At 34.5% G+C, this 25559-nt stretch carries 22 protein-coding genes; 17 read left to right on the forward strand and 5 right to left on the reverse strand.

Annotation, left to right across the window (positions count from 1 at the left end; all coding sequences use genetic code 11):
• Positions 1–86: 86 nt before the first annotated feature.
• The 8 genes from TTHE_RS15120 to TTHE_RS05025 all read left to right on the forward strand — a co-directional run bounded on the left by TTHE_RS15120 (position 87) and on the right by TTHE_RS05025 (position 10889).
• The gene (locus TTHE_RS15120; protein ID WP_041587434.1) at positions 87–692 is read left to right on the forward strand and encodes an RNA-guided endonuclease InsQ/TnpB family protein; all 606 of its coding nucleotides are present in this window, start codon (positions 87–89) and stop codon (positions 690–692) included.
• Positions 655–1185, forward strand: a complete 531-nt coding sequence (locus TTHE_RS15125) for an RNA-guided endonuclease InsQ/TnpB family protein (RefSeq protein ID WP_269207949.1) — start codon at positions 655–657, stop codon at positions 1183–1185. Before TTHE_RS15120 ends, TTHE_RS15125 begins: the two co-directional genes overlap by 38 nt.
• A gap of 141 nt (positions 1186–1326) precedes the next feature.
• Positions 1327–2304, forward strand: a complete 978-nt coding sequence (locus TTHE_RS05000) for an ABC transporter permease (RefSeq protein ID WP_049774913.1) — start codon at positions 1327–1329, stop codon at positions 2302–2304.
• Positions 2305–2443: 139 nt separating this feature from the next.
• Complete coding sequence (locus TTHE_RS05005; RefSeq protein WP_013297504.1) at positions 2444–2794, forward strand: phenylpyruvate tautomerase MIF-related protein; 351 nt, start codon at positions 2444–2446, stop codon at positions 2792–2794.
• A gap of 13 nt (positions 2795–2807) precedes the next feature.
• Positions 2808–4292: a TIGR02677 family protein gene (locus TTHE_RS05010; protein ID WP_013297505.1), complete on the forward strand. Its 1485-nt coding sequence runs from the start codon at positions 2808–2810 to the stop codon at positions 4290–4292.
• A 17-nt stretch (positions 4293–4309) separates the two neighbouring features.
• Entirely contained in the window at positions 4310–5446 is a 1137-nt protein-coding gene (locus TTHE_RS05015; RefSeq protein ID WP_013297506.1) for a TIGR02678 family protein, read from the forward strand.
• A complete protein-coding gene (locus TTHE_RS05020) occupies positions 5439–9611 on the forward strand; it encodes a TIGR02680 family protein (RefSeq protein WP_013297507.1) in 4173 nt (1390 codons plus the stop codon). The genes TTHE_RS05015 and TTHE_RS05020 overlap by 8 nt, the downstream gene beginning before the upstream one ends.
• Positions 9612–10889, forward strand: a complete 1278-nt coding sequence (locus TTHE_RS05025) for a TIGR02679 domain-containing protein (protein WP_013297508.1) — start codon at positions 9612–9614, stop codon at positions 10887–10889.
• A gap of 55 nt (positions 10890–10944) precedes the next feature.
• Here TTHE_RS05025 and TTHE_RS05030 read toward each other — a convergent pair whose 3' ends face one another.
• Entirely contained in the window at positions 10945–11784 is an 840-nt protein-coding gene (locus TTHE_RS05030; protein ID WP_041587552.1) for an Rpn family recombination-promoting nuclease/putative transposase, read from the reverse strand.
• Positions 11785–12033: 249 nt separating this feature from the next.
• On the opposite strand from TTHE_RS05030, the gene TTHE_RS05035 reads away from it, so the two are divergent.
• The 4 genes from TTHE_RS05035 to TTHE_RS05050 all read left to right on the forward strand — a co-directional run bounded on the left by TTHE_RS05035 (position 12034) and on the right by TTHE_RS05050 (position 16016).
• On the forward strand, positions 12034–13404 hold the full coding sequence (locus TTHE_RS05035; protein WP_013297510.1) for a phosphomannomutase/phosphoglucomutase: 1371 nt from the start codon (positions 12034–12036) through the stop codon (positions 13402–13404).
• Positions 13405–13563: 159 nt separating this feature from the next.
• Positions 13564–14127 carry an antiterminator LoaP gene (loaP, locus tag TTHE_RS05040; protein ID WP_013297511.1) on the forward strand — a complete coding sequence of 188 codons (564 nt, stop codon included), beginning with the start codon at positions 13564–13566 and terminating at the stop codon, positions 14125–14127.
• Positions 14128–14146: 19 nt separating this feature from the next.
• A complete protein-coding gene (gene galU / locus TTHE_RS05045; RefSeq protein ID WP_013297512.1) occupies positions 14147–15067 on the forward strand; it encodes a UTP--glucose-1-phosphate uridylyltransferase GalU in 921 nt (306 codons plus the stop codon).
• Between the two features lie 10 nt (positions 15068–15077).
• Complete coding sequence (locus TTHE_RS05050) at positions 15078–16016, forward strand: YveK family protein (RefSeq protein ID WP_013297513.1); 939 nt, start codon at positions 15078–15080, stop codon at positions 16014–16016.
• Positions 16017–16113: 97 nt separating this feature from the next.
• On the opposite strand, the gene TTHE_RS05055 is transcribed toward TTHE_RS05050, so the two are convergent.
• A complete protein-coding gene (locus tag TTHE_RS05055; protein WP_013297514.1) occupies positions 16114–17037 on the reverse strand; it encodes an LCP family protein in 924 nt (307 codons plus the stop codon).
• A 179-nt stretch (positions 17038–17216) separates the two neighbouring features.
• Here TTHE_RS05055 and TTHE_RS05060 point away from each other — a divergent pair, with 179 nt between their 5' ends.
• From TTHE_RS05060 to TTHE_RS05070, 3 genes are all read left to right on the forward strand, one after another.
• Positions 17217–18269 (forward strand): YkvI family membrane protein, encoded by a 1053-nt coding sequence (locus TTHE_RS05060; RefSeq protein WP_013297515.1) that lies wholly within the window; start codon positions 17217–17219, stop codon positions 18267–18269.
• Between the two features lie 100 nt (positions 18270–18369).
• Entirely contained in the window at positions 18370–19023 is a 654-nt protein-coding gene (locus TTHE_RS05065) for a DUF2225 domain-containing protein (RefSeq protein ID WP_013297516.1), read from the forward strand.
• A 64-nt stretch (positions 19024–19087) separates the two neighbouring features.
• Positions 19088–21784 carry a calcium-translocating P-type ATPase, SERCA-type gene (locus tag TTHE_RS05070; protein ID WP_013297517.1) on the forward strand — a complete coding sequence of 899 codons (2697 nt, stop codon included), beginning with the start codon at positions 19088–19090 and terminating at the stop codon, positions 21782–21784.
• Positions 21785–21786: 2 nt separating this feature from the next.
• Here TTHE_RS05070 and TTHE_RS05075 read toward each other — a convergent pair whose 3' ends face one another.
• From TTHE_RS05075 to TTHE_RS05085, 3 genes are read right to left on the reverse strand one after another with little or no spacing between them, the layout of a single operon-like run.
• Positions 21787–22119, reverse strand: coding sequence for a hypothetical protein (locus TTHE_RS05075; protein ID WP_013297518.1), 333 nt, complete (start codon positions 22117–22119; stop codon positions 21787–21789).
• 54 nt (positions 22120–22173) lie between these two features.
• Positions 22174–22590, reverse strand: a complete 417-nt coding sequence (gene ndk / locus TTHE_RS05080) for a nucleoside-diphosphate kinase (protein WP_013297519.1) — start codon at positions 22588–22590, stop codon at positions 22174–22176.
• On the reverse strand, positions 22591–24000 hold the full coding sequence (locus tag TTHE_RS05085; RefSeq protein ID WP_013297520.1) for an MFS transporter: 1410 nt from the start codon (positions 23998–24000) through the stop codon (positions 22591–22593).
• Between the two features lie 186 nt (positions 24001–24186).
• Here TTHE_RS05085 and TTHE_RS05090 point away from each other — a divergent pair, with 186 nt between their 5' ends.
• Both TTHE_RS05090 and TTHE_RS05095 read left to right on the forward strand, forming a co-directional pair.
• Positions 24187–24996 (forward strand): lipid II flippase Amj family protein, encoded by an 810-nt coding sequence (locus tag TTHE_RS05090; protein WP_013297521.1) that lies wholly within the window; start codon positions 24187–24189, stop codon positions 24994–24996.
• A gap of 82 nt (positions 24997–25078) precedes the next feature.
• On the forward strand, positions 25079–25555 hold the full coding sequence (locus TTHE_RS05095) for a ribonuclease H-like YkuK family protein (protein ID WP_013297522.1): 477 nt from the start codon (positions 25079–25081) through the stop codon (positions 25553–25555).
• The last annotated feature ends 4 nt before the right edge of the window (positions 25556–25559 follow it).

Here is a 25559-nt window from a genome sequence, read left to right on the forward strand (position 1 = left end):
GGAGATGAATTTCTATTGTCTGCCATAGAATAATATGTCATAATAGATGCAGAAAATTTTATCGTAGAAAGCCAAGGTGAGAAAAAATGATGATATGTAAGCATTTTCTCATAGAACCAACAAAAGAGCAAGAAGAAAAACTCTTTTATACATTATATTTGTGCCGCAAATTATATAATTACTCACTAGACCAAAGAATAAAACATTATAAAGAATATGGCAAAGGACTTACATACGAAGAACAGCAAAATATGCTCCCAAAATACAAAAAAGAACATCCAGAATACAAGACAGTACAATCGCAGATATTACAGGATGTGTTGAGAAGATTAGATAGAGCATATAAAAACTTCTTTGACAAAAGAGCAAAATATCCTAAATTCAAAGACAGATACCACTACACATCTATAACACTTCCACAATGCGAAGCAAAAAGAAACTTTGGGAAAGAAGGATATGTATACATAAAAAATATAGGGCATATAAAAATCAAAGCACATAGAAATTTTGATCCGACAAAAGTAAAAACAATAAACATAAAATACCATGCAGGAAAGTGGTATATTAACCTGTCAATTGAAGTAGAAGAAGAAAAAGAAAAAACAGTCATAAGAGAAAAAGCAATAGGAATAGACAAAGGAATAAACTCAATAGCTGCAACATTCAGATGGAGAATTATACTCAAATCCTAGATGGCTACAAAAATCAGAGAAGAAACTAAAAAAAGCACAGAGACAATTATCAAGAAAAAAGAAAGGAAGCAAAAACAGAGAAAAGCAAAAGAAAAGATTAGCGAAGCTTCATGAAAAAGTAGCAAATCAGAGAAGAGACTATCTCCACAAAATAAGCTATAACATAGTAAAACATAATGACATTATATGCGTTGAAGATTTGCAAGTAAAAAATATGATGAAAAATCATAAACTTGCAAAATCAATAGCAAATGCAGGATGGGGAATGTTAGATGCATTTTTAGAATATAAAGCGGAAAGAGAAGGAAAAATATTCATAAAAGTAAATCCAGCATATACATCGCAAAGATGCTCAGGATGTGGAAGAATAGTAGAAAAAGACTTATCAGTAAGAGTACACAAATGTGAGTGTGGATTAGAGATAGACAGAGATGTAAATGCAGCGATAAATGTGTTGTATGAAGGATTAAGACAATTAGGCATAACAGCCTAAGAGTAATATTTTTGTAGGGAAGGTTCCTCCCGAAGTTACGCCTATGGAGATTGTGTAAGACCTGCTGTGAATAACAGCAGGCAATGGTCTATGAAGTAGGAAGCTCCATCCTCTATAGGATGGAGTAGGTTCACATATCAGATGGTTACGACTTTTAAGAGTGATGCTTCTTCAAAGGACATAAAAGAGCTTTCTGCAACTATTAATAATGACAAAGATATAAAGGAAAGCATCATGCTTAATCAATCCAGCGTAGACGTTACAAAAGGTAAAGTTAAAAAAAGCGCATTTCTGGTCGTTACTGATGATAAGGAAAAATTTAAAGATTTTATAGTCCTGAGGAGCAGAACTACTGGTGATAAAATACCATTGACAGACGATGGAGTTGTCATAACTGAAAAGCTTGCAAATATGCTTGGAGTGAGGAGTGGAGATTATATCAATTTAAACACCGGTGATGGCAGGAAAGCAAAAGCGAAAGTAATGGGCATAGCAGAAAATTATTTGCAGCATTATATTTATATGAGTTCTTCTTTGTACGAAAAGCTATTTGATAAGAAAATAGCATCAAATGAGATATTGTCGAAGATTACTAGCAGTTCAAATTCAATAGAAGATAAGCTGTCTCAAAGAATATTGAAATCGCCCGCGGTAATGACCGTTAATTTTATATCATCTGTTAAAAAGACATTTCAAGACGTTGTAAATAACTTGTTGTCAGTCGTATTAGTTCTGATTGTCTCTGCAGGAACGCTTGCTTTTGTGGTCCTTTATAATCTGACTAATATAAATATAACAGAGAGAATAAGAGAACTTGCTACTATGAAAGTGCTGGGATTTTACGATGATGAAGTTTCTATGTACGTAATGAGAGAAAATTTCATACTTACTGTCATCGGAATTTTATTAGGATTTGTGATGGGAATTTTCCTTCACAGGTATCTTATGACGACGGTAGAAGTAGAGATTCTCATGTTTGGGCGCAATATTGAACCGATGAGCTTCTTGTATTCTGCACTTATCACAATTGGATTTTCTATTCTTGTAAGTATTGTAGTGCACTTCCAGCTTAAAAAAGTCGATATGGTGCAATCATTAAAAAGTCCGGAGATTGATTAATGTATGGTATTGTGCTATCATCTAATGAAAATTTCAATGATAGCACAATATTTTCTATTTTTATTGATGAATTCTATACATTAATTTATAATGTTAATAAGGATTTATTAAATCTCTATATGTAAAGGAGTGTATCTATATGCCGATAATCAATTCAATAACAAAGGAAAAATTAAGTGACAATGTAAAAAACGCTATAAAGACAGAATTTGCAAATATGATGATGGATGTGGCTGGCAAAAGCGAAAATTGGCTCATGGTAAGATTTACAGAAGGCGATGATTTGTATTTCCACGGAGAGCCTTTAGATAAAGGTGCAATCGTAGAGATACAGTTAATAGGAAAACTGACTAGAGAACAAAAGGAAAAGATTTCAGCAAGAATCTGCGATATTTTTGAAAATAATTTAAAATATCCTAAGGACAATGTATACATAGTCATTCAAGAATTTGCTGGTGAAAATTGGGGATACAATGGCAGCACATTTTAAAAGGTGAAAAATTATGTCTGATAAAATAAATTTTAATGTTATAAAGCCTATCGATGAGGCAAGATATCTTACTGCTGAAAATGCATCAAGGTATCGCCTCATCATGCGATATTTTTACCAGAACTATGAGCGGCTTAGATACTGGTTGTCTAAGGAAGATGTGTATAACTATGTAAAGAATTTTGATTTGTTTTATGATTATACGCTGGAAAAGTGTGAGCAGGATTTAAAGTCGCTGACTGAGTGGAAAAACTTAATAGCTGAGCAGGACACTGGAAGAGCCCAATCTGCAGAAGAATTTAAAAACAAGAAATTTAGATACATGCTTAGCGAGTATTCTATAGAGATAGAAAGAATGACAATTAATCTAGAAAAAATAAAAGGCTATGGTGGTTCTCTAGAGCCATCTTTATTTCAGAGATTGTATGAAAACTTAAAGAAAATTGATGATATATCTAAAAGCGATAACTTGGAAGCTGTATACCGGTGGTGGAAAGATTTCACTTCTGATTTTGAAAATATTTATCATAGTGCCATAGACTACATTGCTAGTTTGCAAAGTTCAAATGCAGATGAACTCATGAAAACTGATGCTTTCTTAATATATAAAGACAAACTTACTGAGTATTTAAGAGGATATATAAAAGATCTACAGAGGTTTTCTCAGGTTATCGTATCGCTTTTAAATAAGATTGACAAAAAGTCATTAGATGGTATCGTAGAGAAATTGCTGCTTTATGAGGAGAATATACCAAGGCTGGATAGGGATTTTGATATTAATGACGTCAAAGAAAATATATTAAGCAAGTGGGAGAACATAGTATTTTGGTTTAGAGGAAATGGCGATGAAGATAGTGAAGCATATAGGCTTCTTGAAATATCAAATGAGATAATAAGAAAGATTACAATGTATGCAGCTAGAATTTCTGAAAACAGGTTAAGGACTGCCAGCAGAAAAAATGAATATATAAAGCTTTCAAAGATATTTGCAGACATCGATGACATAGGCTATGCTCATAAGCTTTCATCAGTCGTGTTTGGAGTTTTTCACACGAGACATTTATACGGTGATTTTGACAAAAGGACTGAAAGCATAAATGAAAGCGTGTGGGATGATGTGCCGTGTAAATTTATGATAAGGCCAAAGACGAGAAGTTATACACAATCCACAAAGACAAATGCTATAATAGATAGGGTAGAAGAAAAAGAGATGTGCTTAAAACAGTACCTTGAAGAAAGACACAGTGAGATTGAGGAAATATCAAAGTATATAATTGACGGCAAGATCGTGCTGAGAGAGTTGCCAATAATTAAGCCTTTTATAAGGACAACCCTTTTAAGCTGGATAAGCAAATCCTTAAGTCAGCCTAAAAATATAGCTAAATCAGAAGATGGCAGGACATACAAAGTCAGTATTTCAAGAAACAAGGTAATAACTTTAAATTGTACAGACGGTGTCCTTGAAATGCCTGATGTAACGATAGAGTTTTTAGATTGATACGGTGGTGTTTTTAATTGGAGGAACTTAAGATACTTTTAGAGAACTTTTGGGTTACAAAAGATGATACGGAAATGTTTAATAGAATACGTGACAATGAAAAGAAATTAAGATCATTTGTAGAGGATAAGTTAGGATATCGGCTTATTGTGAATCCACTTCTTATAAAGCTGGAGAAGATACCGGGTGATGCTGAAGAGTGGATGGGGATCGAAGAATTTCAAAGTCCTATGGACTACGCATTTTTATGCCTACTTCTTGCATTTTTAGAAGATATGGGGATAGGTGACCAATTTATACTTTCAAATATAACGGAGTATATCGAGATGCAGTATGATGGCATAGAAAGTGTTGACTGGACCCTTTTTAAGCATAGAAAATCTCTTGTCAGGGTACTTAATTTTGCAGAAAAACTGAAAATGATAAAAGTGGATGATGGAGAGCAGGAAAGATTTGCTGAGAATCGTGATATAGAGGTCTTATATGAAAATACAGGGCTTTCTAGGTATTTTATGAGAATTATGAACAGCGAAATAAGCGAAGAAATGACGATGAAAGATTTTATGAAGGACGACAGGTATGAGGACAACAAGGTTCTTGAGAGAAGGCATAGGGTGTACAGAAAACTTCTTTTATCTCCGGCTGTTTACTATGAAGGACCTGACGACCAAGATTTTATCTACATAAAAAATTATAGAAATACGATAGAAAAAGACTTTGACGATTATCTCGATTCGAAACTGCACATTCATAAAACATCTGCATACATAATTTTCGATGAGAATAAATATGCATCATCTTATTTCCCAGACAATAAAAATATATCTGATATAGTTCTTCAAATCGCATATGTTTTAAGAGAGATGATAGATTCCGGTGATTTAAATGTAGGAGTAAATGACCGCATTGAAATTACAGAAGGACAATTTATGAATATCATATCTAATGTAAAGAATAGGTTTAAAAGTGGATGGAGCAAGGTATACGCTGATATGAATGATGATAAATTGTTTAGTGAGATTACAGAGTTTATGGAAAGTTGGAAAATGGTAATATACAATGATGATACCCACTCGTATACTTTGATGCCGATCTTAGGCAAGTTTATTGGTGAATATCGAAGTGATTTTAAAGGAGCAATTCAAAATGGATGATAGATGGATAATTAATAGAGCTGGTCTTCTTAACTTTTGGTATTATGATGATGAAGTATTCGAATTTTCTGGAGGAAGGCTTCTTCTAAGAGGTTCCAATGGTTCAGGAAAATCTGTAACTATGCAGAGCTTCATACCTCTTCTTTTAGATGGCAATAAAAGCCCTGAAAGGTTAGATCCATTTGGCTCAAGGGCTAGAAGACTTGAAGACTATCTCCTAGGTGAAGAAGATGTAAATGGAATTGACGAGAGAACTGGTTACCTTTATATGGAATTTAAGAAAGAAAATAAAGATAATTATATCTCTATAGGCATAGGCCTTAAGGCAAAGAGACATCAAAGCATGGACTTTTGGGGATTTATCATTAAAGATGGAAGACGAATAGGTATTGATATATTGCTTTATAAGATGGAGACAGGTATCGATGGCAAGAGAGTCAAAATACCTTTGTCAAAAAAAGAGCTTAAAAATTGCATTGGAAGCGGCGGAGAAGTAGTTGATTCACAAAGAGAATACATGGAATTAGTAAATAAAAATATATTTGGCTTTTCAAGCATTGATGACTATGATGAACTTATTAAGCTTTTAATACAGCTTAGGAGTCCAAAGCTTTCTAAGGATTTTAGACCAACGGTTATATACGATATATTGAGAGCATCTCTTTCACCTTTGACAGATGACGATTTAAGGCCAATGTCTGAGACAATAGAAAACATGGATCAAATAAAGCTGCACCTGGACTCGCTGAATAAAAACATGAAATCCTTAAAGAAGTTGAAAAATGAATACGACAGGTATAATAAGTTTATGCTTTATTATAAGGCAGAGAAACTTTTAATGCAGAAAAATGAGCTTACTAAAGTACGAAAACAAAGCGAGGAAATCAGACAAAGCATTGAAAAAAACAATCAGGATGTTCTTAATGGAGAAAATAAAATATCGGATCTTTTAAGCGAGCTTCAGGCATTGAAAAATAAAGAAATTCAATTAAGGAAAAACGATGCCTTTAATACACAAAGAGAACTTGTTGAAGAAGAAAATATTTTAAAACAATTCAGTAAGGACAAGGATTTAAAAGAGGTTCAGCTTAAAAAGAAAAAAGATCGATATTTTGAAATAGAAGAAGAATTAAAGGACCTTGAAGGCAGAGAATATTCAATTGATAAAAATATAAAGGACAATCTTGAATGTATGGCTTCCATATCTGAAGAAGTCAATTTCGATGAGCACAACTTCTCAGAAGAAGAATTGAAGAAATCGTATGGTAAAGATTTTGACTTTGATTTTTGGAACAATTCATTAAAGGAATATACAGGGAAAGTGAAGAAGGCATTAGATGCCCTCAATGACGAGGCAGAGGCAAACCAAAAGTACAATGATGCATTGCTTGAAGAAGATAGGTTGAGAAAGGCAAATGAGGACTTGAAGCGAAAAGTCAATGAAATTGAGATTTTGTTTGATGAAGAAAAGAACAGGTTCATTGACAAAATATATGATTGGTCTGATACGAATAAACTTTTGAAGCTTAATAGAGAGGACATCGAAAAACTTGCCAGGATCGTACTGTCATACGGTGAGACGAGCGTGTACGAAGATCTGATATCATCTATAAGGAAGCCATATGATGATATCAGAGGAATACTTCAGATGGATATGCTTAAAGTTAAAAATGAGTTGGACTTAAAAAGTTCTCAGCTTGATGAAAAAGAAGAGGAATTAAGAAAATGGAAAGAGACGGAGGATCCTGAGCCAGAGCGCAATGAACAAGTTTTAGAAAACAGAAAAAGACTGGATAAAGCGGGAATTGCATATGTACCACTTTATAAAGCAATTGATTTTAAAAATGATATAGATGATGATACAAAAGGAAATATTGAATCAGCTCTTATAGATATGGGAATCTTGGATGCACTTATTGTGTCAAGAAGCGATTTAGACAGAGCAATAAAAATGGATAAGGACATGGCAGATAAGTATATCGTTCCGGGGACTTTTAACATGAAGCTTAATGTATTGCAGTATTTTAATGTTGTCGATTCAAATAGCGGTGTCAGCCCGGAGGAAATTTCAGATGCCTTAAGCAATGTATTTATCTACGAGGAAGAGAATGCAACATATATAAATGATGATGGCACGTATGGAATAGGGATTTTAAAGGGGAAAGCAGCAGGAAATGTAAAGTCAAGGTATATAGGTTTTGAATCGAGACGGCGCTTTAGAGATGAAATGATGTCATCCATAGCTAAGGAGATAAGCATCATAAAAGATGAGATAAGAGAACTTAACGATAGACAATTGTCAATAAAGTCCCAATTAAGTGACTTAGACGTAGAATATAAAAATTTTCCAGAAAAAGATGATTTGGAAGAAGCGCTGAAAGAATTGAAAGAAGCACAATCAAATCAAAAATTTACTGAGGATAAATTGAATGATGCAACCCTTGCTGCCAAGAAGTTTTTTGATGTGCTTCAAGAAAAGAGAGCAGTTGTGAGGAAATTGACATCCGAAATCGGCATACATGCAGATGTGAAAGCTTACAGAGATGCTTTAGGTGAATTGGATGAGTACAAAAATCTCCTACAGAAATTACAGATAAATTACAATAGTTATATTACTATTTTAAGAAGCATAGAGACTAGAAAAATGCAGAAACAGGATATCGAGTATGACATTGATAATTACAAGTTTGAGATTGATGCTTTAGATACAAAGATAAAAAACAGCATAGAAAAGATCAATGTGTTAAAAGAAACCATTGAGAAACTTGGTATAGAGGACCTTCAAAATGAACTTTCACAGTGCATGAAGAGGATTGACGATATACCAAAGGAAATAAATGATTTAACTGCTAAAACTGCTGCTCTTAAAGAGAGAATAGTCCTGCAAGAAAAAGAATATGAAAGATTGAGAGAAGAAATAAGAAAAAACGAGGATATTCTAAACATATACGATATAGGATTAAAAGATGAAATAACATTGGGATTTATTGATGAGTTTACAAATCTAGATGATATGTATAAGCTAGCAAAGACTGTTCAATCGCAGTACAAAGAGATGTTTACCAAGTTTGATAAAGATAGTGCGACAGAAAAGATTAGAAATGCATTTTATGTCTGTATAAATGAACTTGTGGAATTTGGGCTTTCATTAGATGTAGTAGAAAATGAACAAAGTGATGTGGGTATGGGCACTTATCAGGAAATATATAAAGATTTAAGGAGATATCAGATAACAGCGAAAGTAAATGACAAAAAGATATCCCTTTATGGGCTGTACAACATGATCGATGAAGATATAAAGATAAACGAAAACCTTATGAAGGAAAAGGATAGACAGCTTTTTGAGGACATAATCATGCACAATGTAGGACGTAAGATCAGAAGCAGAATCTTTAAAGCAGAAGAATGGGTTAAAAAGATGAATGACTTAATGTCTCAACGCGATACGTCAAGCGGCCTTAAGTTTCAATTAGAATGGAAGCCAAAGGCTGCTACAAATGAGCAAGAACTTAATACGAGAGAGCTTGTAGAGCTATTGAAACTTGATGCAGACATGATGAAAGAAGAAGATTTTAATTTAGTAGTAAATCACTTTAGATCAAAGGTTGAAAGTGCAAAGAAAATATATGAAGAAAACAGCAACACTGATACATTCCACCAGATTATGAAGAGCATTCTCGACTATAGAGACTGGTTTGAGTTTAAGCTGTATTTCAAAAAAGAAGGAGAAAATCGCAAAGAGCTTACTAACAATGCCTTTTACAAGTTCAGCGGTGGAGAGAAAGCCATGGCTATGTATATACCTCTTTTTTCAGCCGTGTACTCAATGTATCAATCAGCATCATCACAAGCACCAAAGATTATATCGCTTGATGAGGCTTTTGCAGGAGTGGACGATAACAATATACGGGATATGTTCAAGCTTATAGAAGATTTGGGATTAAATTTCATCATGAACTCTCAAGTTTTGTGGGGAGATTATGATACGGTGCCAGAGCTGTCTATATACGAGCTTATAAGACCTAAAAATGCAAGCTATGTGTCTTTGATAAAGTACAAGTGGGATGGAAAGATCAGGCATTTAGTTACCGGCATTGAAGAAAGTGTTGAAGCAACAGATGATTTCTCATACGATGAGGTTGCATATACAAGAGTAGGTGAGTAGATGAAAGCTGAAGATATAGACTTCTTTAAAAGAAACAAAGGATATGAAAGGATATTTAAAGCCATACGTGATAAGTATAAAAGCATAGGAAGGATAGGCGGTGTAATCAAACTTGATGATTTGACGGATTCGGAGAAAGAAATTTTGTCTAACCATTTTAAAAAAGACTTTAGCAAGCGAAAATCAGCAAATATCGATGTCAATAAATTTGCAGCGACATTTTTAAATACCAGATTTGAAGAATACAGCTTGATCGACATATTAGAATCGTATTTTGATGAAAAGCTGACCAGCAAAAAAGATGATATGTACCAGTATGCAAATGAAAAAGAAAAGTTCTTTAATAGATTTTTATCTGATTATGAAGGGACAAAGTGCTGGCAGTGGTTGAAATCTATTTATGATAATAAAGCTGTAGGCGTAAGAACGATAAACCAGAGATATGATAGTGATCGCACTTTGCTCGAAAGAGATATAAAATACGTTTGTGATGCATTGAATAGACTCCCGGTTTATGAGGGAAAGAAGTTAAGGCTGCCGGTCTTTTCATCCCATATTACTAGAGATCCGCATGGATTTGACGTAAATACTGACTGCGGCAAAATGTTTATAAATGCGTTGTCTACGATTTTTGGAGTATCGGATGTAAAAAATTCTGAAGAGATTGCTGAGCTTTTTTATAGGGCTGGCATCGTGATTGATGAGATATCGAATTTTGTGACGCTTAAAGGGCTTTTGGCTTATAGCGCAGATAAGTGCAACAAGGTATTTAAAGCTGCATATGAGTGCAATGAAGTTTTGCAAGTACCGCTTTACAATCTTAGTGAGATGGACAGGGTTGAGAGTCCATCAAAAAAGGTATTTGTTTTAGAAAATCCAGGTGTTTTTTTGTCTGTATGCGACTTTATAAAGAAACCTGTTCCAATTGTCTGCGCATATGGCCAGCCGAGGTTGTCATTGCTTGTCCTTTTAGATATGCTATATAAAAATGGTACAGACATATATTATTCAGGTGATTTTGACCCCGAAGGAATACAAATAGCGCATAGACTTTTCAAAAAATATCCTGAAAGATTCCATTTTTTGAGGTATGATGTTGAAGATTATATAAAAGCTTTATCAGATAAGACATTGACTGAATCAAGGCTTAAAATGCTAGATAAGATCGATATAGCTCAACTGAAGCCTTTGGCGGACAAGATGAAGATATTGAAAAGGGCCGGATATCAAGAGCTTATTCTTGATGATATTATTAAAGATGTATTGTCGATGAATTAATTAAAAAAATGAGCATAACAAATTACTTTTTGAATTGTTATGCTCATTACTTGTTTTAATTTATTAATTTTTTTATCTCTTCCTTTGCTAATTCTGTAATTTTTGCTATTTTATCAATATCCATACCTTCTTCTAATAATTTTTTAGCAATTTTTATGCTTTTTTCTTTTTCGCCTTTTTCAATACCCTTTTCAATACCTTTCTCAATACCTTTTTCTATTATCATTTTGTATGTTTCTGATTCTTCAATTCTAAACATTTTTACCACCTCCGAAAAAACTTTCTCAATAACTTCTCTTTTATAAACTATACCCGATAATATCTCTGCCTTAAATGCTATGTCTTTCTTTTTGTTTATGTCCAAAGGAATATCTTTTATAGCCTCAACACATCTTTCCAAATATTTTTCTCCTTCTTCTTTCCTTCTGCTTTGATCCATCAACGGAAGAAGCGAATATAAGTCATAATAGTTTGTTCCTACAACATCAGTATATTTTATGTTACCAACATTTATTATCCTGTATTTATAATCTAATGTGTTTTGTTCTCCAAAGTCGTAGCTTAAGCTATTTGCCATTTTTACATTGTCTTTTCCTATATATACGACTATCTGATATGGTAAGAGATTATGCTTTTCCATTATCTCCAGGGAATATCGTAACATCCTGTAAGGCATTTTTCCGTCATTTTCTGATTGAAATTCTATATGCACAGCGACATTTCCTCTATCTGTAGTACATTTGAATATCATGTCGCTGTCTCTCCGCTCGACTCTTGCAAATTCTATATTTAGTTCATCAATCTTTGTATATTGCAATCCAAGAAAATAACTCATTATGTCATCAGCCATATCCGAAAAAATATTTTTCATCGTTATATCGTATTTTTGGCTCATATTTCTTCCTTCCATTTCTCTTAATCCTTATAATTATTATACCACACGGTTTTACAAAAAGATATGGCTAATATAGTATTGTTTATAATATTATTGAAACAGCGCTAATCATAGACTTTTTGATTATAATGAACAAAATTGATAAATAATTCAAGTTGAATTTGACAGAATTTTAATTATGCGGCTTGTGAATGTAATATTTTAGTATATAATATATTATGAAACGCTAATTTTAGAGGAGGGATTTTTATGGCACTAAATCAAAACATGTTTAGGATGTATGATATAAGAGGTGTATGGAATGATGACCTTACTGAAGAGACAGCAGAGCTTATTGGTAAGGCCTTCGGTACATATATTCAAAATGAAAAAGGCATAAAAGACGTAATTGTAGGCAGGGACAACAGGATATCATCAAAGCCTATAAGAAATGCGGTAGTAAATGGACTTACCTCTACTGGCTGCAATGTGCTGGATATCGGTGTTCTGACTACGCCTGCTTTTTACTATTCCCGCATACTATATAATTACGACGCAGGGCTTATGATAACAGCAAGCCACAATCCACCGCAGTTTAACGGATTTAAAGTTGCATTTGGACCGTCAACTATATACGGCGATGAGCTTAAGAAGCTCTATCATATTGCGGAGAAAGGCGATTTCAAGACAGGGACAGGTTTTTTGAAATACGCATATCCGATACAAAGTTATATAAAAATGATACAGGACAAAGTAAAACTTGGCAATAAAAAGCTTAAAGTAGTTGTTGACTGTGGAAACGGTACATGCTCAAACATCTATCCTGATATTATATATGGACTTGGGTGCGAAGTATACCCGCTGTACTGCGAATCAGATCCGACATTTCCAAATCACTTTCCGGATCCAGTCAACGCAGACAATCTGAAAGACCTGATAAAAGAGGTTAAAAGACTTGGTGCAGACGTTGGCATAGCTTTTGACGGCGATGGAGATAGGATTGGCGTCGTTGACGAAAAAGGCAATATAATATGGGGCGATATGCTGATGGTGCTTTACTGGAGAGAAATCATGAAAAAGCACCCTGGAGCGGACGCTATTGTTGAGGTTAAATGTTCAAAGGCATTACCGGAAGAGATAAAAAAGCTTGGAGGCAATCCAATCTTCTATAAGACTGGCCACAGCCTCATAAAAGCCAAAATGAAAGAAATCAACGCTGTTTTTACAGGTGAAATGTCAGGACACATGTTCTTTGCAGACGAGTATTACGGCTATGATGATGCGGCATATGCTGCAGCAAGGCTTTTAAGAATACTTTCCAATACGGATAAGACATTATCGGAGCTTCTTTCTGATGTTCCAAAATATCCGTCAACGCCGGAATTGAGATTGCACTGCGATGATGAAAAGAAATTTGATGTTGTAAAGGGCGTGACAGAGTATTTCAGAGAAAAGGGATATGATTTAATAGATATCGACGGTGCAAGAGTTATGTTTGATGGTGGATGGGGGCTTGTCAGAGCTTCAAATACAGGTCCTGAGTTGATTGTAAGGTGCGAAGCTGATACAGAGGAAAGATTAAAAGAGATTAAAGTTGAACTTGCAGAAGTATTAAAGAAATACGGCGTTGAGCTTAAGTAAATATAAATAAAAGGGACAGTGATCTATAATGAGATATCTGTCCCTTTTACACTGGAAAAATTTCTAAAAAATTTGTTGTAAACGGTCACTAAAGGAGGAATTTCAGCAAGTAATGTCGAATACATTTTAGAAATGCATTAAAAAAAGGAGGCAGCATATGTGGAAGATGGTGAAAAATGGTATGTTATATACACAAGAACGGGGGATGAATTAAAGGTAAAGAGGTTGATCGAATTATTATTTAGCAAGCTCAATAAGAAGCCTATTAGAGTATTGATACCTAAAAGAGCGATAATTGAAAGAAAGGGAAAAAAGCGGGTAGAGAAAATCAAATTTTTATTTCCTGGCTATGTCTTTATTAAAACTAATATGTGTTTTGAAATATACTATGAGATTTCAAAGTTACCTCATTTTTTGAAATTCTTAAAAGATGAAATGGAGCCCGCTGAGGTCAGAGACGACGAAATAAGAATTATACTTTCGCTTGTAGGCGACTCTGACATTGTTGGATTCTCAACAGGGATCAAGATAGGTGGTAAAGTTAAGATAATCGATGGACCGCTTAAGGGGTTTGAAGGTCTTATCGAGAAAATTGACAAGCGGAAAGGAAGGGTAAAGGTAAGGCTAAATGTATCTGGCAATGCTAATTTAGTTGATTTAGGAATACATATTGTAGAAAAAATAGACAACGGTGAATTTAATAAGTTGTCTGAAGTGTCATAGAATGTGTGGAGGAATACAAATGAAAATAAGAAAAGCGATAATTCCAGCAGCAGGACTTGGAACTAGGTTTTTGCCTGCAACAAAAGCACAGCCAAAAGAAATGCTTCCAATAGTTGATAAGCCGACCATACAATATATTGTAGAAGAAGCCGTAAACTCGGGTATAGAAGATATACTCATAATAACAGGAAGAAACAAAAGAGCGATAGAGGACCACTTCGACAAATCTGTAGAATTAGAACTAGAATTAAAGAAAAAAGGCAAAGAAAATCTTTTAAATCTTGTTGAAGATATAACAAATATGGTGGATATACATTATATAAGGCAAAAAGAGCCAAAGGGACTTGGACATGCCATTTATTGTGCACATACATTTGTAGGGAACGAGCCATTTGCAGTTCTATTAGGGGACGATATAGTTGATGCGGAAGTACCCGTATTGAAGCAGATGATAGAGCAGTACGAAAGATACAACTGTTCCATAATCGGCGTACAAGAGGTACCAAAGAGTGAGGTAGACAAATACGGCATAGTAGATGCCAGCATGATTGATGACAGGCTGTATAGAGTAAACAACCTAGTAGAGAAGCCAAAAAAAGAAGAAGCACCATCAAACATGGCCATACTTGGAAGGTATATAATATCGCCAAAGATATTTGATATACTAAAAGACTTAAGGCCCGGAGCAGGTGGAGAAATACAGCTTACTGATGCACTTAAAGCGCTATTGGACTATGAAGCAATATACGCATATAATTTTGAAGGAAAGAGGTATGATGTGGGCGATAGAATGGGGTTTTTAAAAGCAACTATTGAATATGCTTTAAAAAGAGATAATCTAAAAGATGATCTTCTTAAATATCTAAATGAAATTGTAAAAGCTGCCGATAAAAACGATATAGAAGTTGCAGCATACAGTGAAAATAATAAACAGAAATAGGAGGAACAAAATGGAAGAAGAAATATCATTAAGAGAGTTATTGGAAATCATATGGAAAGGACGAAAGCTGATTGTGTCAATTACCATTATATCTGTATTAATAGCCGGTATATTGAGTTTTTTTGTAATTAAACCAACATATGAAGCATCAACAACATTAAGCGTTTCAGACGTTACACCACAGACAGGGTTTTTTGGTTCTAATACAACTGTAGTTTTACCTAATCAAAATACCAATGATGGGTCTATGATAGAAAGCGACACTGCCGATAAAGATCTGTCGTACTTATTGTCATCTATATTGAAGTATCAAGACATGACTGTAAATACATATAAAGAAGAAGTAACGAATCCTCAAGTATTACTGGATACAATAAAACAATTAAAGTTAGATACGAAAAAATACACACTTGACAACTTTAAAAACGAAATTGATGTACAGGCCATAGACAATACCAATTTAATAACAATCAAAGTTAAAGAAAGTGATCCTGAATTGGCTGCTAAAATAGCGGATACCATAGCATCCAATTTTAAATCTTATATCATATCAAAAAACAATAGACAAACAGATAAGCTTATAAGTACAATAGAAAATCTCATAAATTTGCAGAACACAAAGATAGAGTCAGCGACAAATGAATTAAATGGGACAGATCCAGCAGACAAAATAAAATATGAACAAAATCAAACAAAACTAAATTTATTGAAGAATACAAGAGATATAATGATGGAGAAATACAATATGCTTCAACTTATAAAAGCATCTAATTTAGGAGAACAAGGTATACTAGTAACATCAAAGGCTATTGTTCCAGATAAGCCAGTATCACCAAAAAAACTATTAAATATAGCAATTGCCTTTATACTTGGCCTAATGCTAAGCGTATTTATTGTATTTTTTATGGAATACTGGAAAAATACAAGTCATAATGTAAAAAGTGTATGAGATCTAAATATAATGCTAAAGTATCCTGCCTTTTGTAGACTTAGGCGGGATATTATATATAAAAGGCAATTTGGCGGCTGCTGAATATGAAAACAATTTACTTAAATTCTTTAAGTATTTCATTTAGTTTTTCCATATCGGGCTTCCAGTAGCTTATATTGTTTAAATTATAGAAACTTCCTGGCACTGTGTAAGTTTTAATGTCATCAGCGTTTACATCTTTCATCACCGACATCAAGGCCAATATCTGATTGAAGTTAAGGTTTGTATATATATCACCCTTAAAGGCATTGTACAATTTTAAGTATGTGGATATATCATTGTTTGTTTTTAATTGCTTTAAAAAAGCCAATAAAAATTGCTGCTGCCTTTTTACTCTATTTATGTCCCCCATCAGGTCATATCGCCATCTTACATATTCTTCAGCTTTTTTGCCGTCTAAAACCTGATACCCTTTGTTTAAATTGGCACCGTGTGTATGCATGTCTTCTTCAACGTTTATTGGAATGCCACCAACAGCATCGACTATCTGAGGGATATTTTGCATATCTATTGACACGTAGTAATTAACATCGATTCCTAGAAAGTTGCTGATTGTCTTCAAGCTTAATTCATATCCGCTTTTGCCCATACCACCATATGGATATGCAGCATTTATTTTATCGTATCCTTCTCTACCGGGTATTTTAACGTATGTATCTCTTGGAATCGATAAAAGATTTACTTTTTTTGTTTTTAAGTCAATTGAAAATATTCCTATTGTGTCTGTCCTAAAGTTTCCTATTGTTTTTATCCTTTCATCTGTCATATCTAAACCGAGAAATGCCAAATATATTTTGTCAGTGTTAAATTCGGATTTATCTTTTTTTGCTGTATTGATGTCGCTTGAACTTTTTGGCACTTCACTGTTTTTAAATGCGGTTTCAGGGTTGTTTATCACATTATAACTTTTGTAGCTCCAAATAGATAGCGCAATGATAACAGCAATAGAAATTATGAGTACTAATCTTTTTTTCTCCATCGTATTTCTCCTTGTCTATTTAGATACATAAGATTACTAATACTTTTAAATAATTAGCAAAAAACTATTTTTTTTAAATTATACATCAAATAGGAGACAAAGTAAAAAGCAAATATATAAATAAAAACTTTTTTGGAGAATATATATATAATGAAATAGCATTAGGGAGGCGGGATATTTTGAGCAAAAAAGAACTGTCGGTATTTTCCATCGCTGCGACATATATAGGTACTGTCGTTGGGGCAGGGTTTGCATCTGGACAAGAAGTGCTTCAGTTTTTTGGATATCACGGTATAAGAGGCTTTATAGGTCTTTTTGTTGCAGCTTTTATATTTATTGTTTATGGGTATTTTATTTTATTGCTTGGAAATAGGCTTAATGCTGTTTCACATTATGAAGTCATTATGAAAGCTGGAGGACCTGTATTTGGCAAGATAATAGATTATGTGATTATATTTTTTTTATTTGGTGCTTTTACAGCTATGCTTGCAGGTACAGGAGCTATTTTCAAAGAACAGTTTGGACTACCTACACAGATTGGTTCTGTAATGATGGCTGTAATATCTGTTATGACTGTATTGACAGGAATAGCAGGTGTAATCTCTGCTATTTCTTTTGTTGTCCCGATTTTGCTGATTGGCGTGTTTGTAGTAAGCGTACTAGCCATCTTTTATATGCCTGATATTGCGGTAATTGGTCGTATTTCAATGCCGTTTGATGCGGCAGTCAAGAATTTTTTCATGTCTGGAATTATTTATGCTTCTTATAACTTGTTGATGTCTGTTGCAATACTAGCACCTCTTGGAAATGAGACATCAAAAAAATCGAAATTAAAAATGGGTGCTTTATTTGGAGGTATAGGCTTATGGCTTGGCGCTACAATGATTTTGATTGCTATTCTTACAAATATGCCAAAGGCATCCCAGTATCAAATACCTATGCTGTATATAGCAGGCAAGTATTCTAAAACATTGAAGCTTATTTACAGTTTTATTTTGATTGCAGAAATTTACACGACAGCAGTTGGAAATCTCTACGGCTTTGCCGCAAGGCTTACAGATACAAAAAGCATAAAATACAAGATTTATACGATTGTAACTGGCGGAATAGCGCTTATTTTAAGCGGATTTGGTTTTTCGAAGCTTGTACATTATATGTACCCTTTGGCCGGCTATGCAGGAATTGCTATGCTGATTGGATTGACATATGGAGTAATTAAGAAAAAAACTTAGTAAGATTAAATATTCCAGTTAATATTTTCTCTTAAAAATTCGAAATATATAATGTTAAAATAATTGTAGAGCAGACTTTGCTATAGACGGGAGTGAAACTATGAATACATTTTTGTACGATGTTAAGACAAAATGCCCAGTTTGCGGTAGGGAATTTACTTATACTAAAGTAAGGATGTCGCATCTTAAAGTGTTGGAGAGAAGAAAGGACCTATATACTAAATATGATGGTATAGAGCCCTTTTTTTATGACCCTATCGTTTGTCCAAATTGTGGATATGCAGCTTTAAGTGATGTTTTTAATAATATCAGCGATGAAGGCAAAAAAGAAATATTATCAAAAATTACTACAAACTGGACTAAGAGGAAATTTTCTGGTAAAAGAACACCACAAAAGGCGCTTGAATCATATCTCTTATCACTCTACTGTTCACAGCTTAAAAATGATAAAGATATTATTTTTGCAAAGACATGTCTTAGAATTGCATGGATATACAATATTTTGAATGATTCTAGCAATGAAAATAGATATCTAAAAATCTCACTAGATATGTATAAAAAGGCATATGAAGGCTTTGAAGCGTATGATGGAGAGATACAGCTTATATACATGATAGGTGAGTTAAACAAGATATTAGGTTATAGAGATGAAGCGCTAAAATGGTTCAATAAAGTTATAAATCATCCTGATAGAAAAAATCATTCTCTAATTGTGAATTATGCAAAGGATGAATGGCAAAGCTTAAAAATATGAGGTCATGTTTTTACATGTAACCTCATATTTTTATATGAAGAGAAATGTACAAAGGGGGGTACAAATGTTTCAAACAAAAAAACCTGAAAATGGAGCAATTTACTTCTTTAACAATGAAGTAGATAAAAATGGGCTAAGCGAACAAGAAGCACGAAAAAGATTGTTAAAATACGGTCCTAATGTACTTGAGGAAGGAAAAAAATTGACGGCATTGGATATTTTTTTAGATCAATTCAAGGATTTTATAATAATGGTTCTTTTGGCTGCAACGCTTATTTCTGCAATCATGGGAGAAATTGCAGATGCAGTTACTATTACTATAATAATTATCTTGAATGCCGTATTGGGGTTTATACAGGAATACAGGACAGAACAGTCTTTAGAAGCACTAAAAAAGCTATCGGCTCCATCGTCAAAAGTAATTAGAGATGGGGTTATCAAGGAAATTCCGTCAGAAGAAATAACGATTGATGATGTAATCGTACTTGAAGCTGGCGATAGGGTACCTGCAGATGCTGTCGTTTTTGAATCATATAATCTCAAATTAGATGAATCTATTTTAACAGGCGAATCTGTTCCGGTATCGAAAGAGCCCACGGAGATAGGAAATAGAAGGACTGTACAGAAAAAAAGCATTATATACATGGGGACAGTAGTTACAAACGGAAGGTGCAAGGCACTTGTTGTAGATGTCGGCATGAGGACAGAGATGGGCAAGATTGCAGGCATGATTAAAGAGATTGATAACAATATGACACCCCTTCAAAAGCGACTGGACAAATTGGGTAAAATTCTCGTAACAGGATCGTTATTGATTTGTGCGCTTGTGACAGTGATTGGCATTGCTAGAGGTGAATCAATATATTATATGTTTTTATCAGGTGTAAGCCTTGCTGTTGCTGCTATTCCAGAAGGACTCCCTGCGGTTGTGACGGTATCCCTTGCAATAGGCGTGCAGAGGATGTTAAAAAGAAACGCCATTGTAAGGAAACTTCCGGCCGTAGAGACACTTGGATGTACCAATGTTATCTGCACTGATAAGACAGGTACGCTGACAGAAAATAAAATGACAGTGAAAAAGATTTTTGTAAATGACGATGTAGTAGAAATTGAAGGGAAAGATCTTAAGAGCAGATTTGTATCGAGAGGTATAAAAATAGATCCAGCTTATGATGCAACAATAAGAAGACTTTTGGAGATCGGTGCCGTATGCAATAACGCTGATGTAAAAATAGACAGGTTTAAGGTTCGCAATGAATTTGTTGATGATGTTAAATATTACGGTGATCCTACAGAGGCAGCTATTTTGTATGCATCTATTTTAGGTGGTATATCAAAAGAGTCTGTAGAGCGAAAGATAAAGCGCATTGAAGAGATTCCATTTGATTCTGACAGAAAAAGAATGAGCGTCGTGGTTGAGGAAAATGGCTTGATGTATGCATTTACGAAGGGTGCCCCAGATGTTGTAGTCGAACTATGCACTAAGGTTTTAAGGGATGGAAGGGAGGTTCCACTCAGCTCTTTTGAAAAGAAGAAAATACTTGAGGTAAATGAAAGGTTCAGCAGAAGTGCTCTTAGGGTTTTAGCATTTGCATATAGAAGGCTGCCGAAAGGTACTAGATATGATTCAACAAATATTGAAAAAGACTTGGTATTTGTTGGATTGGAAGGAATGATAGATCCTCCCAGAAAGGAAGCTTATGATGCTGTTTTAAAATGCAAATTGGCAGGGATAAAGCCAATTATGATAACGGGTGATCATAAACTGACTGCCGCTGCGATTGCAGATGAATTAAATATACATAGCAAGACAGAAAATATCATGACAGGTGACGAAATAGACAAAATAGATGATAAAACACTCTGTGAGGCGGTGGAAAATACGACAGTATATGCTAGAGTCTCGCCAAAGCATAAGCTGCGTATTGTCAGAGCTCTTAAGAAGAGGGGATATACTGTTGCAATGACCGGCGATGGAGTAAATGATGCACCTGCTATTAAAGAAGCTGATATTGGAATCTCAATGGGGAAAAGCGGTACAGACGTAGCGAAAGAGGCATCATCAATGATTTTGACTGATGACAATTTTGCAACTATTGTCGCGGCTATTGAGGAAGGCAGAATCATATACGACAACATAAGGAAATTTATAAGGTATCTACTTTCTTGCAACATTGGAGAAGTCATTACTATGTTTATAGCGGCTTTGACATCGTTAGAGCTTCCACTCATACCTATTCAGATTTTGATGGTGAATCTTGTAACAGATGGTTTGCCAGCGCTGGCTTTAGGTCTTGATCCTGCAGATAAGGATATAATGAATTTAAAGCCGAGAAAAGCCGACGAAAGTATTTTTTCAAATGGACTTGGGACTAGAATAGGTATTGTAGGTATTTTAATGGCTATTTGTACTTTGTCTTCTTATGTATTTGCATTGACATACGGCACTTTGGATAGAGCAAGAACGATCGCTTTTTCAACGCTTGTCATGGTTGAGCTTATACATTCTTTTGAATGTAGGTCTGAGAGGCATTTGATATTTGAACTTGGTGTATTCAGCAATAAATATCTTATAATCGCCTCTACTGTATCGTTTTTGCTGTTTGTCTCAACTATATACATACCGTTTTTAAGCAAAGTTTTTAAAACTGTTCCACTTACCTGGTTTGACTGGCTGGTAGTAGTATTTTTCTCATCGATAGAGTTTGTCTTTAATAACTTGTATACGGCATTTGTACTGCCAAAAAAAGAGGCGAAGTGAAATTACTTCGCCTCTTTTAAGACTTTTAATGAGTACCGCAGTTCAAGATAATTTACAAGCTTTTTTATTAGTTCCTTCTGATCGCTTTTTAAAAGATTCCAGCTATGCCTGTAATCGGCTATGACTGATTCCATAACAGTATTTTGATTCATTGTGGCGGCCTTAACTTCTTTGTAGACGAAAAGCCTTGAGACTCTTCCGCTGCCTTTTGCTAATGTATTTGGGTTGATGCCATAATCTACAATTTCATCTTGTACTAAAGCATACCAATTGTAGCTGTCTATTTTTCCGTATATTATTCCGTACTTATTTGTTTTACTGTATACCTTTATCATAGAGAGAATTCTCCTCCAATAGAAATTCATTCTATTAGAGTTTATTACCTTGTCCTAAATTTTATTCATATATTCTGGGAACCATAAAAGAATTTCTCTTTTTGCACTTTCCACGCTGTCGGAGCCATGAACTATATTAAATGTCGTATTTGTGCAGAAGTCGCCTCGGATTGTTCCTGGCTGGGCATCTTCAATTTTTGTAGGGCCATTTAAAAGCCTTACCATTTTTACTGCATTATCACCCTCCAGAATCATAGCGAAAACAGGGCCAGATGACATATATCGGATGAGGTCATCGTAAAAAGGCTTATCTTTATGCTCTTCATAATGCTTTTGAAGCAAATCTAAAGATGGTGAAATAACTTTTGCAGCTACGAGATTAAGACCCTTGTTTTCGTATCTTTTTAATATTTCGCCTATAAGGCCCCGCTTTACCCCGTCTGGCTTTACCATAGCAAATGTCTTTTCCATTTACACTCCATCCTTCTCTAAATTATTCTTTTTATTAATTTTATCCCTAACGAGGGAAGTTAATGCACAAATAATGGAAAGTACTCCAGCTACAATGTATGCATCTCTCAATCCGAATAAAAATGCGCTATTACTATTTATCTTCAGAGATTCATAAAACATTTGTCTGTTGGTGAATATAGCACTTCCCATTGCTATGCCGAGAACCATTCCTGCATTTCTCATTGTTGCCAAAAAGGCGGATGCGATGCCAAGCCTGTTTTTGGATACGCTACCCATTACAGAGCTGTTGTTTGGTGTCTGGAATATACCATTGCCTACACCGAAAAGTCCGAGCCTTAACATGATTGATGTCATTGATGAATGCAGATTTAAGGTTGACATCGAAAAAAGTGCTGTAGCGGTTATAAGTGCACCAATTGTTGATAGAATTTGTGCACCATATCTATCTGATAAAACACCGCTTAAAGGCGCTACAACAAGCATTATCAGAGGAAAAGACGTCATGATTATACCAGATACGTCTGTAGAGTATCCTATTTTTTGCAAAAGGAAAGGAGTCAAAAATGTCATAGTGTTTTGAGCCATAAAGTTTATTAAAGTGCTGAGATTTCCAAATGTGAATAACCTGATTTTAAATAGGCTTAAGTCAAGCATTGGAAACTCCAGCTTATTTTCGATTATAATGAAGATTATGAAAAATACTATAAATGTTGCAAGCGAAATCATGCTGGGTATTGAAGTCCATCCCCAAGTGCCCCCTTCAGATATAAACAGGAGCAAACCTGTAAGAAAAATAAATGCAGACATGGCGCCTAATGGGTCAAATTTTTCTGGCACTCCTTTGTTGTCAGGGACTACTATTTGAGCCCAGATAAAACCGATTATTCCTATTGGTATATTTATATAAAATATAGATCTCCAGCCAAGGTATGTAAGCAAAAAGCCGCCTAATGTTGGTCCTATAGAAAGTCCTATTGAAACTGCCATTGCATTAAAGCCCAGTGCCTTGCCTCTTTCGTTTGGAGGAAATGTTGCTGTTATTATTGCTGGAGCCATAGACATAAGCATACCTGCACCAACTGCCTGAAAAGCTCTTACTACTATTAACATATAAATATTGTTTGACATACTCAATATGGCAGATGTAACAGAAAATGTTATTAAGCCGTATTGATAAAGTTTCTTGTATCCAACCATGTCCCCAAGCCTTCCAAATGTAAGCATCAGGCTTGATAGCATTAATAAATATGTCATTGAAATCCAGCTTGTCGTTGTTATGTCTGTGTGAAATATTTTTGCCAGTTGTGGCATTGCTATATTTGTTACACTGCCGTCAATGGGACCCATTACGGTACCTATTAAAACAGCCGATAAGATTATCCATTTATTAGTGCGAAGTTTTTCCATATTAGCAATTTCCTTTCTTGATAAATATAGCTGAAGAAGTTATAGTAACATAAAAAATTATAACATAAATCTCCCTAAAAAACTAAATGGACAGTGAAGTTATGAGGCATCACCCAGTATTGCTTTTTTGGGCATATTTGTCTATAATTTAACTTGTATTATTTTAGCTGAATAGGATGTGGGCAGATGGTAGATATTAAAAGGCTTTTAATTGTTTGCTTTTTTACGATGGTAATAAATTTAATAGATACGTTGTCGTATTCTATAAGGCCATCTGGTGTAAGGACAAAAAAGCTTGCAGTTTCACTCTCGTTGTTTAATATTATGGCTGTAATTTCGAGGCTATCAAACATGATACAGGGACCATTTCTTGGGAGTTTAGTTGACATATCGATAAAATACAAGTTGGTTCCACTTCTTGGTTTAAACATGAGACTTGTTTTGTTATCGGCAACAATGGGTGCAGTCATTGGAGCACCGCTTATGCCAACGTTTGTATCCGTATTCTCAGCAGCAATCAATGGCATGGAAACTGCAGGGTCTGTTCCAAAACTTATATTGATGTCTTTGAAGTGGAAAAATATAAAAAAGATAAGAAGCAAGATAGTTTTGCCTAGGCTCAGCATGCTTAAAGGCATTAAAGAGACCAATATACCAAAAAGTTTTTTGATTTACAATGTTATAATAACGTCTATATATACAACGGGCATCATTTCATCATTGTACGCTGGCGCACTGTTGCCTGAATTTCGTACGACTGCCAGCCTTCTTTCAGGAATAGTAAACGGATTCGCTACTATTCTTTTAACAGTTATCGTTGATCCTGTTGCAGCACTGATTACAGACCAAGCTCTTGCGGGGAAAAGGACTCAGCAAGATGTCAATACTATGGTTGTTTTGCTGGTATTCGGCAAAATAATTGGTACATTGCTTGCGCAAGTTGTTTTTGAACCGGCATCTCATTTGATTCTTTTTGTCACAAAATTAATTGTTTAATGAAAATTTAACACAGAGTTAATAAAATTGGTGTATAATATATAAAAACGATCCTTATGTAAATCAAAGGAGATGGATAGCCTTGAATTTTATAAATCCCACAAAAGGTCTTTTGGATCTTGATAAGATGTTTGATGATATTATAGAGTTTATAAGAGATGATAAAAATTCCAGATATAAGCTTATGATAGGAACCGATTCGCAGCCTGGAAAGGTTATATGCTTTGTTTCGGCTGTGATTATATATCGTGAGGGAAAAGGCGCTAGATATTATTATAGAAAATTTCAACATAAAAAAATTCCATCTCTTAGGCAAAGAATTTTTATGGAGGCCAATTACAGCATAGAACTTGCAAATCTTTTATCATCTAGATTTGAGAAGATGGGCAAAACTGATTTTAATATAGAAATACATCTTGATGTTGGTGAAAATGGAATGACAAAAGATATCATAAAAGAAGTAGTTGGAATGGTTACAGGGTGTGGCTTTGACGCACAGGTAAAACCTGATTCGTATGGAGCAAGTAAAGTCGCTGATAAGTATACAAAATCCATGTAATATA

The organism is Thermoanaerobacterium thermosaccharolyticum DSM 571 (assembly GCF_000145615.1).
GTDB lineage: Bacteria > Bacillota > Thermoanaerobacteria > Thermoanaerobacterales > Thermoanaerobacteraceae > Thermoanaerobacterium > Thermoanaerobacterium thermosaccharolyticum.